Annotated in this window: 12 protein-coding genes and 1 riboswitch; of the genes, 1 reads left to right on the forward strand and 11 read right to left on the reverse strand. The window is 36.7% G+C overall.

Translation table 11 applies throughout. The annotated features are described in order from the left end of the window. Window positions 1–16: 16 nt before the first annotated feature. From sufU to gltB, 6 genes are all read right to left on the reverse strand, one after another. Window positions 17–454, reverse strand: a complete 438-nt coding sequence (gene sufU, locus NKR20_RS13520; protein ID WP_121214257.1) for a Fe-S cluster assembly sulfur transfer protein SufU — start codon at window positions 452–454, stop codon at window positions 17–19. Beyond that, window positions 444–1667 carry a cysteine desulfurase gene (locus NKR20_RS13525; RefSeq protein WP_253427022.1) on the reverse strand — a complete coding sequence of 408 codons (1224 nt, stop codon included), beginning with the start codon at window positions 1665–1667 and terminating at the stop codon, window positions 444–446. Before NKR20_RS13525 ends, sufU begins: the two co-directional genes overlap by 11 nt. Continuing rightward, on the reverse strand, window positions 1667–2974 hold the full coding sequence (gene sufD, locus NKR20_RS13530; RefSeq protein WP_253427023.1) for a Fe-S cluster assembly protein SufD: 1308 nt from the start codon (window positions 2972–2974) through the stop codon (window positions 1667–1669). Before sufD ends, NKR20_RS13525 begins: the two co-directional genes overlap by 1 nt. A gap of 18 nt (window positions 2975–2992) precedes the next feature. After that, entirely contained in the window at window positions 2993–3769 is a 777-nt protein-coding gene (sufC, locus tag NKR20_RS13535; RefSeq protein WP_121214260.1) for a Fe-S cluster assembly ATPase SufC, read from the reverse strand. Between the two features lie 370 nt (window positions 3770–4139). Further along, window positions 4140–5618: a glutamate synthase subunit beta gene (locus tag NKR20_RS13540; RefSeq protein ID WP_253427024.1), complete on the reverse strand. Its 1479-nt coding sequence runs from the start codon at window positions 5616–5618 to the stop codon at window positions 4140–4142. Window positions 5619–5630: 12 nt separating this feature from the next. Beyond that, window positions 5631–10154 (reverse strand): glutamate synthase large subunit, encoded by a 4524-nt coding sequence (gene gltB / locus NKR20_RS13545; RefSeq protein ID WP_253427025.1) that lies wholly within the window; start codon window positions 10152–10154, stop codon window positions 5631–5633. 119 nt (window positions 10155–10273) lie between these two features. On the opposite strand from gltB, the gene NKR20_RS13550 reads away from it, so the two are divergent. Further along, a complete protein-coding gene (locus tag NKR20_RS13550) occupies window positions 10274–11188 on the forward strand; it encodes a glutamate biosynthesis transcriptional regulator GltC (protein WP_121214287.1) in 915 nt (304 codons plus the stop codon). Window positions 11189–11377: 189 nt separating this feature from the next. Here the strand turns inward: NKR20_RS13550 and NKR20_RS13555 are convergent, their stop codons facing one another. From NKR20_RS13555 to NKR20_RS13575, 5 genes are all read right to left on the reverse strand, one after another. After that, a complete protein-coding gene (locus NKR20_RS13555; protein WP_121214263.1) occupies window positions 11378–12250 on the reverse strand; it encodes a MetQ/NlpA family ABC transporter substrate-binding protein in 873 nt (290 codons plus the stop codon). A 57-nt stretch (window positions 12251–12307) separates the two neighbouring features. Beyond that, window positions 12308–12976, reverse strand: coding sequence for a methionine ABC transporter permease (locus NKR20_RS13560; RefSeq protein ID WP_121214264.1), 669 nt, complete (start codon window positions 12974–12976; stop codon window positions 12308–12310). Further along, the gene (locus NKR20_RS13565; RefSeq protein ID WP_253427026.1) at window positions 12969–13994 is read right to left on the reverse strand and encodes a methionine ABC transporter ATP-binding protein; all 1026 of its coding nucleotides are present in this window, start codon (window positions 13992–13994) and stop codon (window positions 12969–12971) included. Before NKR20_RS13565 ends, NKR20_RS13560 begins: the two co-directional genes overlap by 8 nt. Window positions 13995–14118: 124 nt before the next feature. Beyond that, a riboswitch (SAM riboswitch) is annotated at window positions 14119–14223 on the reverse strand. A 64-nt stretch (window positions 14224–14287) separates the two neighbouring features. Continuing rightward, window positions 14288–14590: a thioredoxin family protein gene (locus tag NKR20_RS13570; RefSeq protein ID WP_121214266.1), complete on the reverse strand. Its 303-nt coding sequence runs from the start codon at window positions 14588–14590 to the stop codon at window positions 14288–14290. A gap of 96 nt (window positions 14591–14686) precedes the next feature. Beyond that, window positions 14687–15031 (reverse strand): toprim domain-containing protein, encoded by a 345-nt coding sequence (locus NKR20_RS13575; RefSeq protein ID WP_121214267.1) that lies wholly within the window; start codon window positions 15029–15031, stop codon window positions 14687–14689. Window positions 15032–15176: the final 145 nt, after the last annotated feature.

Consider the following 15176-nt stretch of genomic DNA (forward strand, 5'->3'; position numbering starts at 1 on the left):
TCTCCTCCGTTCAGAACTATTTTGCTTCGTTTTTAACGCCCTTTTCCATTGCTTTCCAAGCGAGTGTTGCACATTTGATTCGAGCTGGGAACTTTGAAACACCTTGTAGTGCTTCCACATCCCCTAAATCATATTTATCTGAATAATCTTCACCAAGCATCATTTTCGAAAAAATATCAGCTAGTTCAAGTGCTTCATCTAATTTTTTTCCTTTAATGACCTCAGTCATCATAGACGCAGAAGACATAGAAATTGAACAACCTTCTCCGTCAAATTTCGCATCTTCTACAATACCATCATTTATTTTTAATGTTAAGTGGATACGGTCACCACATGTCGGGTTATTCATATCGATTGTTACACTATTTTCTTCTAAAGCACCTTTGTTACGAGGTTTTTTATAATGATCCATAATAACAGAACGATATAGTTGATCTAAATTATTAGTAGACATCGTTAAAATACTCCTTCGCTTGGCGTAATCCTTTCACAAGCGCATCGATATCCTCTTTGGAATTGTACATATAGAAGCTTGCACGTGCTGTTGCAGAAACTTTTAGCCATTTCATAAGCGGTTGAGCACAATGATGACCTGCACGAATGGCAATCCCATTCATATCTAATACTGTTGCTAAGTCGTGTGGATGTACACCTTCTAAATTAAATGTTATTAAACCACAACGTTTCATTGGATCTTTTGGACCGTAAATTGTTAGTCCTTCGATTTTTTCCATCTCAGTAATTGCATATGCTACTAATTCGTGTTCATGCTCTGCAATTTTTTCTAATCCAATTTCAGTTAAGAAGTCAATTGCAGCACCTAACCCAATAGCTCCAGCAATGTTTGGCGTACCACCTTCGAATTTCCACGGTAACTCTTTCCATGTAGAATCATATAAGTCTACAAAGTCAATCATTTCTCCGCCATATTCGATTGGTTCCATATTTTCTAAAAGTGCTTTTTTTCCATATAGAGCACCAATTCCAGTAGGTCCGCACATTTTATGTCCTGAGAATCCTAAGAAATCTACATCTAAATCTTGAACATCAATTGGCATATGTGGTGCAGCTTGAGCAGCATCCACTACGATAATTGCACCATGCTCGTGGGCAATTTGTGCAATTTCTTTAATTGGATTGATTGTTCCAAGTACGTTTGATGCCATTGTAATTGCAACGATTTTCGTTTTATCCGTAATTGTTGCACGAACTGTATCTAACGTAATCGTACCATCTTCTTCAAGATTGAAGTATTTTAATACGGCACCTTTTTCTTTTGCAAGTTGCTGCCATGGAATTAAATTCGAATGATGTTCCATGTACGAAATAACAATTTCATCGCCTTCTTGGACATTTTGTCTTCCGTAACCTGAAGCAACTGTATTTAGAGAAGTTGTCGTGCCTCGTGTATAGATAATTTCTTCTGTTGAAGTTGCATTAATAAACTTACGAATCTTTTCACGTGCACCTTCATAAGAATCTGTCGCGCGATTTCCTAAAGTATGTACACCACGATGTACGTTGGAATTATCTAAATCGTAATATTTTCTAACTACATCTAAAACTTGTTTCGGTTTTTGGGATGTTGCAGCACTATCAAGGTAAACGAGTGGATGCCCGTTTACCTCTTGATCTAGAATTGGAAATTGTTTTCGGATTTCATTCATTAGCGAACTTTCCCTTCAATCACCTTTGTCAATTGTGCTTGAACACTCTCAATTGGAATGTTGTTAACAACTGGCGCAAGGAAACCATGAATAATTAAACGCTCAGCTTCGGCTTTTGAGATACCGCGGCTCATTAAATAGTAAAGTTGAACTGGGTCAACGCGTCCTACTGAAGCTGCATGTCCTGCCATTACATCATCTTCATCGATTAATAGCATTGGGTTTGCATCACCACGAGCATTTTCAGATAACATTAATACACGTGATTCTTGTTCTGCATTTGCTTTTGTTGCTCCATGTTCGATTTTACCAATTCCATTGAAAATCGTTTGAGCAGCTTCTTTCATAACTCCATGCTTTAAGATAAAGCCTTCAGAGTTTTTACCCCAGTGACGAATTTCAGTTGTGAAGTTTTGTTTTTGTTCTCCACGACCAACAACTACAGTTTTCGAATTAGCTAAAGAGCCATCTCCAACTAAATGAGTAATGTTTTCTGAAATTGTATCTGAATCATTCATTAAACCTAATGCCCATTCAATTTTCGCATCACGTTTAAGGTGAGCACGGCGGTTAACATATGTTGTGAATCCTTTTGCTAATACATCCACTGCTCCAAATGTTACTTGGGCATTGTCTAATGCAACCACTTCTTCGATTAAGTTCGCTTGACCTTTAGATTGCTCAACAGTTGATACATAAGTTTCTACATATGTAACAGAAGAATTACTGTCAGCAACAACTAATACGTGGTTAAATAACGAAGCTTCTTCATTATCGTTAATGAATACAACTTGTAATGGTTTTTCCACTACAACATTTTTTGGTACGTAAACGAATACCCCACCATTAACAAGTGCTGCATGGTAAGCTGATAATTTATGTTCATCCACTTTAACTGCTTCTGTCATAAAGTATTTTTGAACTAAATCACCATGTTCACGAACAGCTGTTAAAATATCAGTGAAAATAACACCTTGTGATTGTAATTCTTCTGAAACTTTCAAGAAAGCAGGTGTGTTATTACGTTGAATATAAAGGTTTTCTTGACCTTCAATATCAATAATTTCTTTAATTTCTGCTGGAAGTTCATCTAATGAATTAAATGCTGCACTTTCAACAGTGTGTGCTGGAAATTCAATGAAGTTCCATTTTGTAATATTTGTTTTATCAGGTTTTGGCATTGGTAGTTCAGCCGCTTTTTCAATTGCAGTAGCACGTAAGTTAGCAAACCATGTTGGTTCATTATTGCTTTGTGAGAACGAGCTTACTTCCTCCGCTGATAACGCCAATTTTGTTTCAACCGTCATCTGTTTCGTCCTCCTCGATTATGCTTGTTCTACTGTTTCGTCTTCGATACCTAACTCTTTTTTAATCCAGTCGTAACCTTCAGCCTCTAAACGTTGTGCAAGTTCTGGACCACCAGATTTTACTACTTTACCTTGCATCATAACGTGTACATGGTCTGGAGTGATGTAGTTTAATAAACGTTGGTAGTGAGTGATCGCGATACATCCGAATCCTTCACCGCGCATTTCGTTAATACCTTTTGCAACAACTTTTAATGCATCGATATCTAAACCAGAGTCGATTTCATCTAGGATTGCAAATGTTGGTTTAATCATCATTAATTGTAGGATTTCGTTACGTTTCTTTTCCCCACCAGAGAAACCTTCGTTTAAGTAACGTTGAGCCATATCTTGGTCCATTTCAAGGAAATCCATTGTTTTGTCTAATTCACGGATGAATTTCATTAAAGAAATTTCATTACCTTCTTCGCGACGAGCATTAATTGCTGAGCGAATGAAATCTGCATTTGTAACACCTGAAATTTCTGATGGATATTGCATCGCTAAGAAAAGACCAGCTTTTGCACGCTCATCAACTTCCATTTCAAGCACGTTTTGACCATCTATTTCAATTGTACCTTGTGTAACTTCATATTTAGGATGACCCATGATCGCAGAAGCTAACGTGGATTTACCCGTACCGTTAGGACCCATGATTGCATGGATTTCATTAGTGTTAATTGTAAGGTTCAGACCTTTTAAAATCTCCTTATCTTCAATTGAAACATGAAGATCTTTGATAACTAAAGTTGACATTGTATAACCTCCGTAATTGTGCATTGAATGGTGGAACCATTTCTAATTTATTATCATTCTAATCTTAACCGAAAACATCATACCATGCAAAACATTTATCCCGCAAACAATATTTTTCAGTTGAAAGCGCTTAGATATTGAGATTTTGTATATTTTTATTATATATAAGAAAAATAATGCTACGATAGTTTTGTAAAATTCATTTTCAATAAATAAAATCTAATTGAGAAACTATTTCACTATGGTTATGATGTTAATTCATACCGTATCTCAAGAATCCTGTACTAATTTTCTTCTATTAAATAGAATCCTATACATAAAAACAAAAACGGTTTTCAAATTGAGAATTCAACTTGAAAACCGTTTATTATTAAACCGTTACGTTTGTTGATAAAAATTCATGAACACTTGCAGCAACTGCACGACCTTCTTTAATAGCCCATACAACTAAGCTTTGGCCACGACGCGCATCGCCTGCAGCAAATACACCTGGAACATTCGTTTCAAAATCTTTAATTGATGCTTGAATTCTATTGTTAGATAGTTTCACACCAAATTGTTCTGGTAGTGATTTTTCCACTCCTTCAAACCCGATTGCCACAAAAACAGCTTGAGCTGGCCAAACTTTTTCTGTGCCAGGTAGTTCTTTAAAGTAATGGAAACCATCATCACCTAATATTTTCTTCATTTGAATTGTATGCAGTTCTTTAACATTACCATCTTTGTCTGCTACAATTTTTTTCGTTTGGATACAATATTCTCTTGGGTCCTTACCTGTAATGGCTGCTGCTTCTTCATATGCATAATCTAATTTAAAGATATTTGGATCTTGTGGCCAAGGACGGTCATCTTCACGCACTTTTGGTAATTCAGGGTGTTTACCAAATTGATGAACTGATCGTGCTTGTTGACGAAGAGCTGTTGCTACACAGTCAGCACCAGTGTCACCACCACCAATTACGATTACATCTTTCCCTTTAACATCGATAGCTGTTTTATCTTCGAAATTTGAATCTAGTAAACTTTGTGTAACACCAGTTAAATAATCCATCGCTAAATGGATACCCTTTGATTCACTGCCTTCTAAATGAAGAACGCGTTGTTTTTGAGCACCGATACATAAAATAACTACATCGTATTGTGCCTTCAATTCTTCTGCAGTAATATCTTTACCAATCTCCGTATTTACGACAAAGTCAATTCCTTCTTGACGAAGTAAATTAATACGACGATCGATTACACTTTTTTCAAGCTTCATATTTGGAATACCATACATTAATAATCCACCAAGACGATCATGACGTTCGTAAACTGTTACACTATGACCTAATTGGTTTAATTGATCGGCAGCTGCTAAACCAGCAGGACCTGAACCAACAACTGCAATTTTTTTCCCAGTACGTGATTGAGGAACTCTTGGCGTAATCCAATCATTTTCAAACCCTTTATCGATAATTGAACGTTCGATTGATTTGATTGCCACAGCTGGTTCATTAATACCTAAAGTACAAGAACCTTCACAAGGCGCTGGACAAACACGCCCTGTGAATTCTGGGAAGTTATTCGTCATGTGAAGACGATCTAATGCTTCCTTCCAATGTCCTTTATAAACTAAATCGTTCCACTCAGGGATTACGTTTTGGATTGGACACCCTGCTGCTGCACCTCTGATTTCTACACCCATGTGACAGAATGGTGTGCCACAATCCATACAACGAGCACCTTGAGTTTGCAATGATTCATCAGATAATCTTGTTGCATATTCATTCCAAGATGAAATACGGTCTTTCGCCGGTAATTCTTTAACCTTTTCTCTTTTGTACTCCATAAATCCAGTTGGTTTTCCCACTACTTTTCCCCCCTATCTATTTGTAATGGCAAGTTCTTTACCACTCGTTTGGTCAACAAATGCTTGCATTGCTGCTTCGCTTTCTTCTAGACCTTGGAATTTATGATATTCAATCTTCTCTAACATTACTTTGTAATCTGTTGGAACCACTTTAATAAATTTCGGAACAAATGAATCCCATTTCGCTAAAATGTCTAATGCTAGTGAGCTTTCTGTATGTTCTAAATGCTTGATAATCATAGAACGAACAGCTTCAATTTCTGATTTATCGCTTAATTGCTCGAATTCAACCATTTCTGTATTACAGTTTTCTTTAAATGCATTTTCATCTGTTGGTAACACATACGCGATACCGCCACTCATACCTGCTGCAAAGTTTTTACCCGCATCACCAAGAATGACTACGCGTCCGCCTGTCATGTATTCACAACCGTGGTCTCCGATACCTTCAACCACAATGTTTGCACCACTGTTTCTTACAGCAAATCGGTCTCCAGCACGACCATTAATATAAGCAGTACCACTTGTCGCACCATATAGACAAACGTTCCCTGCAATTACGTTTTTCTCTTGTTCACCTTTAATTGGTGCAATGGCAACTAACTTACCACCTGATAAGCCTTTACCAAAGTAGTCATTCACATCACCCACACAAGATAGAGTTAATCCACGTGGAGCAAATGCACCGAAACTTTGTCCAGCATGACCTGTAAATTTCAACGTAATTGTTTCATCTGTTAGACCTTTTTCACCGTACTTTTTCGAAATTTCACTTCCGATAATTGTACCCATTACACGGTCTGTATTTTTAATTTCATATTCTAGTTCGATTCGCTCTTTATCTCGAATACTATTTTCCACTTTTGGTAGTAGTACACTTAAGTCAAACGTTTCTTCAATTTGTAGATCTTGAGAACGTTGTTTTGTACGAACCCCTTCTACTTGATAAAGTAATGACGAAAGATTCAATTGACTTGCTTTCCAGTGAGATTTCGCTCGGTCACTCACCTGAAGTACATCCGTACGTCCTACCATTTCATCAACAGTTCGGAATCCTAATTTCGCCATATATTCACGCATCTCTTCTGCAATAAAGCGCATGAAGTTTACGATATGATCTGCATTACCCATGAATTTTGCACGTAATTCTGGATTTTGAGTTGCTACTCCGACCGGACAAGTGTCTAAGTGACAAGCACGCATCATGATACAGCCAAGAACGATTAATGGGGCTGTTGCAAAACCAAATTCTTCAGCTCCTAGTAATGCAGCCATCACAACATCTTTCCCTGTCATAAGCTTTCCATCTGTCTCTAGAGTAACGCGCTCGCGAAGGCCGTTTAACATTAACGTTTGATGCGCCTCTGCTAATCCTAGCTCCCACGGTAAACCTGTATGTTTAATAGAAGTTTTTGGTGATGCACCAGTACCTCCATCATAACCAGAGATAACAATTACATCTGCTCCACCTTTTGCAACACCTGCTGCAATTGTTCCTACTCCAGCTTTTGCAACTAGTTTTACAGAGATTCTTGCATGACGGTTCGCATTTTTTAAGTCATAGATTAACTCTGCTAAGTCCTCAATTGAATAAATATCATGGTGTGGTGGTGGTGAAATTAATCCAACACCTGGCGTTGAACCACGAACTTCCGCTACCCATGGATATACTTTATTTCCAGGTAACTGACCACCTTCACCAGGTTTAGCACCTTGAGCCATTTTAATTTGAAGCTCTTGTGCATTTACTAGATAGTGAGATTTTACTCCGAAACGACCTGATGCAATTTGTTTAATTGCACTATTTCTGTTATCACCGTTTGCATCAACTTCATAACGAGATGAATGTTCTCCACCTTCACCAGAGTTTGAGCGTCCACCTAAGCGATTCATTGCGATAGCTAAAGTTTCATGAGCTTCTTTTGAAATTGAACCAAATGACATCGCACCTGTTTTGAAACGTTTCACAATGCTATCCACTGATTCAACTTCTTCTAAAGGAATTGAATTCGTTGTTTTAAATTCAAAGAGATTACGTAAGAAACCAATACGTTCTTCATTTGCCATTTCCGCATACATACGGTAAATTCCATAATCATTTTTACGTGTTGCTGTTTGTAATGTATGGATTGTTTTTGGGTTAAAGGCATGATGCTCGCCATTTGCACGCCATTGATGTTCACTACCAGATTCTAAATATTGAGAATTTTGAGTGAATGCTGCCTCATGTCTACGTTTTGCCTCTTCGCCAATCGTTTCTAAATTAATACCATCAATTTGTGAAGCAGTACCTGTGAAATATTGATCAATCACATCTTTACTAATACCCACTGCTTCAAAGATTTGAGCACCACGATAAGATTGAACCGTTGAAATACCCATTTTTGACATTACTTTTACTACGCCTTCAGCAATACCTTTACGATATTTCTTCACAGCATCTTGATAGCTAATTGTAATATGTCCTGACTCAATCGCTTCTTCCACTGATGCATACGCTAAGTAAGGATTAATTGCATCTGCTCCAAATCCAATTAATGAAGCAAAATGATGTACCTCACGAGCCTCACCACTATTTACGATAAGACTTACTTTAGTACGTTTACCTACACGAATTAAATGTTGATGTAAACCACTTACTGCAAGTAGAACTGGAATCGTTGGTGTTGAAATATCTTGTAATTCATCAGATAAAATAAGTAATGATACTCCTTGATCGATTGCCGCTTCTGCTTCTTTAAATAAGCGATCTAGTTCATCTTTTAATGACTGTTTGAACTCTAGTGTTAGAGTAGTAGATTTGAAATGATTATTTTTCAAAGTAACTAATTGTTGTAATTCATCGTTTGTTAAAATCGGTGTTTCTAAGAAAATTCGTCTTGCATTTTCTGCATTTGGATGTAGAAGATTACCTTCAGCTCCTAAAAGTGTCATTGTTGAGGTAACAATGTGTTCACGAATTGAATCAATTGGTGGGTTTGTTACTTGGGCAAATAATTGCTTAAAGTAATTAAATAATGATTGTGGTCGATCAGATAATACAGCTAATGGTGTATCCGTACCCATCGAACCAATTGGATCTTTCCCACTACTTGCAATTGGAACAATATATTTATGAAGGTCTTCATATGTGTAACCAAACGTTTTTTGACGTAAAGTCAGTTGGTCTAATTTTTTTGGTGCTTCTTCAGTTTCTTCTAACGTTACTAAATTTTCTTCTAACCATTCTGCATAAGGCTCTGCAGCTGCCATTGTACTTTTTAGCTCTTCATCGGAAATAATTTTCCCTTGTTCTAAATCGATTAATAACATTCGACCTGGACTTAATCGTTCTTTATAAAGTACTTCTTCTTCTTCAATATCCACAACGCCCACTTCAGAAGAAAAAACGATCATATCATCTTTTGTCACATAGTAACGGGCTGGTCGTAAGCCGTTTCGGTCTAAGATAGAACCAATTTGTTTACCATCTGTGAAACATACTGCAGTAGGACCATCCCAAGGCTCCATTAAACTTGCATGATAGGAGTAAAATGCCTTTTTCTCTTTTGAAATGTGTGGATTCTCTGTCCATGGTTCTGGGATTAACATCATTGCTGTATGCGCTGGTGTTCTACCTGCAAGAACAAAAAATTCAAAAGCATTATCTAACATAGATGAATCTGATCCTGAATGATCGATTATCGGCAATAATTTTTGTAAATCTTCACCGAAAGCTTCTGAAACAAATTGTTGTTCACGAGCAGTCATCCAGTTAATGTTTCCGCGCAATGTATTGATTTCTCCGTTATGAACAATGTAACGGTTTGGATGTGCTCTTTCCCAACTTGGGAATGTATTTGTCGAATATCGTGAGTGTACAATTGAAAAGGCAGAAATGAAGCTGTCATCTTGTAAATCAACGTAAAATTCACTAACTTCTTCCGGAGTTAATAAACCTTTAAATACCATTGTTTGACTAGACAAACTAGGACAATAGAATTTATAATTATTTTGTTTCGCCCAAAATTCTGCTTGTTTGCGGATTAAGTATAATTTTCGTTCAAAGTCTAAAGAATTTTCGATATTTTCATTCTTTTTAATAAAGACTTGACGAACTACTGGTGCAGTAGATTTTGCAATATCACTTAGAAGTTTTTTATTCGTAGGTGCTGTTCTCCAGCCAATTAAAACTTGACCTTCACTTTCAATCAATTCATTAATTCTTTGCTCAATGGCTTCTCTCTCTTCTACATTTTCAGAGAAAAAGAATTGACCTACTCCATAGTCCCCTTTTGCTGGTAGTTCTAGCTCCGGACATTTTAATCTGAAAAATGCATCTGGAATTTGAACCATCAAGCCGGCGCCATCACCTGTTTTACCATCGCCACCACGTCCAGCACGGTGTTCCAGGCGACATAACATTTCTAAACCATTTTTTACAATGTTATGTGAAGGGCGTCCCTTAATATTTGCGTAAAAACCAATTCCACAAGCATCATGTTCAAAACTTGGTGAATAAAGACCTTGTGCATCCGGTAGTTGGTGAAAACTCATGTAAATCCCTCCAAAACTTCTTATTTATCTTATTTACATTCTACGTCTTTTGAAATAATATAAACAATATATAGATTGGATGGAATTAATCTAATAAATAGATAAACGGGGTGAAAATGTTGGAACTACGCCAATTGAGGTACTTTGTTGAGGTCGCAGAACGTGAACACATTTCAGAAGCAGCCGAACATCTCCATGTAGCACAGTCAGCAGTCAGTCGACAAATCGCAAACCTAGAGGAAGAGCTTGGTACTCCACTTTTTGAGAGGATTGGACGTAATGTAAAATTAACACCTATAGGTAAGTTGTTTTTGGAACATTGTGTTACCGCACTGAAGGCAATTGATTTTGCAGCCAAACAAGTGGAAGAATATTTAGATCCTGCAAGAGGGACAATTAAAGTTGGTTTCCCTACAAGCTTAGCAAGTTACGTACTCCCAACCGTTATTTCAACCTTTAAAAAAGAATATCCAGACGTTTCATTTCATTTACGCCAAGGATCTTATCGATATTTAATTGATGCCGTAAAAAATCGCGATTTAAATTTAGCATTTTTAGGGCCTGTCCCGAATAAGGACGAGAGCATTAATACCATGATTCTCTTTAGCGAAAAGATTCATGCATTACTTCCTGCATCTCATCCGTTAACTGAAAAAGAAGTATTAAATTTAGCTGATTTACGGAAGGAAAATTTCGTGTTATTCCCTGAAGGTTATATTTTAAATAAAGTAGCAGTGGATGCATGTAAATCTGCAGGCTTTGTTCCGAACGTTACATCAGAAGGGGAAGATATGGATGCATTAAAAGGGCTAGTTGCAGCCGGAATTGGGATCACATTACTTCCGGAAAGTTCTTTATCTGATATTACACCACGTCTAACAGTGAAAATGAAAATTGAAAATCCGTCTATCACGCGTACAGTCGGAGTGATTTATCCAACAAATCGAGAATTAGGGCCATCTGAAAAAGTATTCTTAGATTTCGTCAGCACCTTCTTCTCTCGAATTAATCAATTTAATGGCTACTCGGTTTAAACCGGGTAGTTTTTTTATTGGGGTTAATTCAGAATATAACACCTATTAAAAAGAGGACTGTACAGATAGATTTTCTGTACAGCCCTCTACAGTATTGCTGAAAAGTATTGCTCCTGCGGTGATCACATCAAGATGTCATCATCCTCGTCGCAAAGGTGTCGTCTCAAAATGTCTTTTCAGACGCCACCTTTATTCATTTACAGGTACTACTGCGCCGCCCCACTCGTTAAGGATGAAGTTTTGGATTTCGTCAGTGCGTAATACTTCTACAAGACGTTTGATTGCTGCGTTGTCTTTATCTTCAGCACGAACAGCAATTACGTTTACGTATGGAGATTCAGATCCTTCGATAGCGATTGAATCTTCAACTGGGTTAATACCAGCGTCGATAGCGAAGTTAGAGTTAATAACTACTGCATCGCCTTCGCCTTCTTCATAATAAGTTACTAACATTTCAGGAGCAGAGTTAGCATCGATTTCTAAGTTTTTAGGATTTTCAACGATATCATCTACAGTTGCAGCTGTTTTATCGATACCGTCTTTTAATTTAATTAATCCTTGAGTTTCTAAAAGTGATAAAATACGACCTTGGTCAGAAACAGAGTTAGAAATAATGATTGTTGCACCATCTGGAAGTTCGTCTAAAGATTTATATTTTTGAGAATAGATACCGATTGGTTCGATATGAATTCCACCTGCATTTACAAAATCATAACCTTTTTGTGCAATTTCAGTTTCTAAGTAAGGAATGTGTTGGAAATAGTTTGCATCTAATTCACCAGAATCTAAATCTTGGTTTGGCATTACATAGTCTTGGTATGGTTCGATTTCTAATTCGATACCTTCTTCAGCTAAAATAGGTTTAGCTTGTTCTAAAATAATATCATGTAAACCGTTAGAAGCCCCTACTTTTAACGTAACTTTTTCTGAATTTGTAGTTGTTTCTTCTGTACCTTCATCTGTTGCTTTACTTTCTGTAGCTTTTTCGTCTTCTTTAGAGCCACAAGCTGCTAACGCTAATACGAATACTGCTAAGAATAAGAACGATAATAACTTCTTCATCTTGTATTTCTCCTTTTTAATTTTCTTTATGTCAACGGATTTTCCGTGAGCACCTAATTAACGCTTATCAGTTATCGAAGTAATCAAATCTCCAATAAACTGAATCACAAATACAATAATAAGAATGACAATTGTAGCCATAAGAGTTACATCATCACGGCTACGTTGGAAACCATCGATAAATGCTAAGTTCCCTAATCCCCCAGCTCCGATAATACCTGCCATCGCAGTATAACCTACTAATGTAACAGCTGTAACAGTAATCCCTGATAATAATGCAGGCATTGATTCTGGGATAAGTACTTTCCAAATGATAGTTGAAGTTTTTGCTCCCATTGATCGAGCAGCTTCAATTACACCTTTATCAATTTCACGTAAAGCAATTAAAACCATTCGTGCATAGAATGGCGCAGCACCGATAATTAATGCTGGTAATGCCGCATTTACTCCACGAATTGTCCCTAATAAAAATTTTGTGAACGGGATTAATAAAATAATCAATACAATAAATGGAATTGAACGGAAAATATTTACTAAAGAACCCGTAATAAAGTTCGCTATTTTATTCGCCCAAATTTGGTGAGGACTCGTTAAAAATAAAAGAATCCCAATAGCTAAACCTAAAACAAACGTAGCTCCTGTAGAGATGACTGTCATGTACAATGTGTCATATGTAGCTTCCCACAATTTGTCCCATCGTACATTCGGAAAGAATCCACTAAGCATGATCAATCACCTCCGTTTGTACTTCTTGCTGATCTAATAGCTCTAATGCTTGTTTCACTTTGGTAGGGTCTCCATCTATTTGAACTATTAATGTTCCATATGGGCCACCTGTCGTTTGTGAAATGTTTCCGTGAACAATATTTACTTCTACGCCAAACTCTTTAATGAGCTGTGAAATAATCGGCTGTTCAGTTTTATTTCCTATAAACGTTAATTTTACAATCTTCCCTGTAGGATAGTTTGCTAAAATTTGTTCAATTGATTCTTTCGATTCCTTTGTTCCAGAAACTTGCATTACGAAGTTCTTCGTTATTTCTGCTTGTGGGTTTTGGAACACTCGTAGAACGTCTCCTTGTTCAACTACTTGTCCAGCTTCCATTACTGCAACACGGTTACAAATTTTCCGAATTACGTGCATTTCGTGGGTAATGAGAACAATGGTTAAACCTAAACGTTTATTAATATCAAGCAATAGTTCTAAAATGGAATCAGTCGTTTCAGGATCTAGTGCACTTGTTGCTTCGTCACAAAGTAATACTTCAGGATTGTTCGCTAATGCGCGGGCAATGCCTACACGTTGCTTTTGACCACCAGATAACTGAGAAGGATAGGCATTTTCTCTTCCTGAAAGACCAACTAGATCAATCAGTTCCTTCACACGTTTACTTCGCTCAGTTTTTGATACACCTGCAATTTCTAGCGGGAATGCAATATTCTCCGCGACTGTACGAGACCAAAGTAAGTTAAAATGTTGGAATATCATACTAATTTTTTGGCGAGCATTTCGCAGTTCGTTTCCTGATATAGAGGAAATTTGCTTACCATTGACTGTAACTGTTCCGTTCGATGGTTTCTCAAGGCCATTAAGTAAGCGAATCATTGTACTTTTTCCAGCGCCACTATATCCGATAATTCCGAAAATTTCACCTTTATTAATTGATAAATTTACATTTTTGACAGCAGTGATCTCACCATTTTTTGATTTGTATATTTTCGAGATGTCTTTTAATTCGATCATAAAAATTCTCCTTTATTTCGCTGCCATAGACAATATGTAATTAGGTAATTATTACTAATAAAACCCCATCTACAAGATAAGTAGAAGGGGTTTCGCAATTTATTTAATATTTATACGAACCGTTCTCTCATCTTCCAAAGTATCCACTTCGCGTGACTTGGCACCTTTTCACTTTTGTGATGGTTGCCGGGCTTCATAGGGCACTTCCCTCCGCCGCTCTTTATAAGAGGTACGATATTCAATTAATGTAATACTTCTTGAGTAACTTTATCATGATAGATTTATAAAGTCAACTAGATTTTCAACTTTTCATATAGAAATGGTACGGATTGGAAAGCGTAAATTTTTTCAACAAGTTTTCCATCGCGGTGTATAAGCAAACAAGGGACACTTTCTATTTTATAATCCATTGCAAGTTGCTCCATAAAGTTAATATTCGCTTTACCAATTGGAGTGTTAGGCAATACTTCTTCAACAACCGATAACATCTTTGAAGCGACTGCACATGTCCCACACATAGGAGTGTACAAATAAAAGGCTACAATTTCGTTTTCAGTTAGTTTTTGTTCCCATTGTTGTATCGTCCATTCATCCATAAAATCAACTCAATTTCTAAATAATTTGTGACAAAATAAAATTGCGACTTTTGCTCATAGTATGGGAAAAGTCGCAAATTAATATTTCCTTTATTTTTAAGAAGATAGATATTGTTTATGAACAGAAAAACTCGCCTCATTTAACAACTGTGCCAATACTTTTTTCGGAGCATTCGCAACCTCGATATATGTTCTTGGAATGAAAAGATGAACAGCTTCAGAATAAATTCTTTTTGTAAGCTTTCTCAACTTTTCTCCTGATTTATCTGCATCAAACAAAGTATAAAATCTACATTCTTCAAAAGGTTCAAGTAAATCTAATAGCGCATCTTCACTAATTGTCCCATTCGTACATATAATTTGTACGTGTTCTGCAAAAATTGGCTCAATGTTTAATTTATCCGATCGACCCTCAACAATTATACACTTTTCAACAATCATTTGCTCACCCCACGATTTGTAAGTAAACTTGCTAAAAATGTGTGAAAAATATGCAAAGCATATCCAAAAAAGAAGGTGGTTATATTAGTATATTTTGTTGTAAAAAAAAACGCCAGTGCTAATCTGGCGTTTTTAATATATTATA

It is taken from the genome of Ureibacillus endophyticus (genome assembly GCF_024159215.1).
GTDB classification, from domain to species: domain Bacteria; phylum Bacillota; class Bacilli; order Bacillales_A; family Planococcaceae; genus Ureibacillus; species Ureibacillus endophyticus.

What these genes read in the sequence shown, in the direction of transcription:
- NKR20_RS13525 (WP_253427022.1), bottom strand. Translation starts at nt 1,667, where the DNA reads ATGAATGAAATCCGAAAACAATTTCCAATTCTAGATCAAGAGGTAAAC.
- sufD (WP_253427023.1), bottom strand. Translation starts at nt 2,974, where the DNA reads ATGACGGTTGAAACAAAATTGGCGTTATCAGCGGAGGAAGTAAGCTCG.
- NKR20_RS13565 (WP_253427026.1), bottom strand. Translation starts at nt 13,994, where the DNA reads ATGATCGAATTAAAAGACATCTCGAAAATATACAAATCAAAAAATGGT.
- NKR20_RS13560 (WP_121214264.1), bottom strand. Translation starts at nt 12,976, where the DNA reads ATGCTTAGTGGATTCTTTCCGAATGTACGATGGGACAAATTGTGGGAA.
- sufU (WP_121214257.1), bottom strand. Translation starts at nt 454, where the DNA reads ATGTCTACTAATAATTTAGATCAACTATATCGTTCTGTTATTATGGAT.
- NKR20_RS13570 (WP_121214266.1), bottom strand. Translation starts at nt 14,590, where the DNA reads ATGGATGAATGGACGATACAACAATGGGAACAAAAACTAACTGAAAAC.
- gltB (WP_253427025.1), bottom strand. Translation starts at nt 10,154, where the DNA reads ATGAGTTTTCACCAACTACCGGATGCACAAGGTCTTTATTCACCAAGT.
- NKR20_RS13575 (WP_121214267.1), bottom strand. Translation starts at nt 15,031, where the DNA reads ATGATTGTTGAAAAGTGTATAATTGTTGAGGGTCGATCGGATAAATTA.
- sufC (WP_121214260.1), bottom strand. Translation starts at nt 3,769, where the DNA reads ATGTCAACTTTAGTTATCAAAGATCTTCATGTTTCAATTGAAGATAAG.
- NKR20_RS13555 (WP_121214263.1), bottom strand. Translation starts at nt 12,250, where the DNA reads ATGAAGAAGTTATTATCGTTCTTATTCTTAGCAGTATTCGTATTAGCG.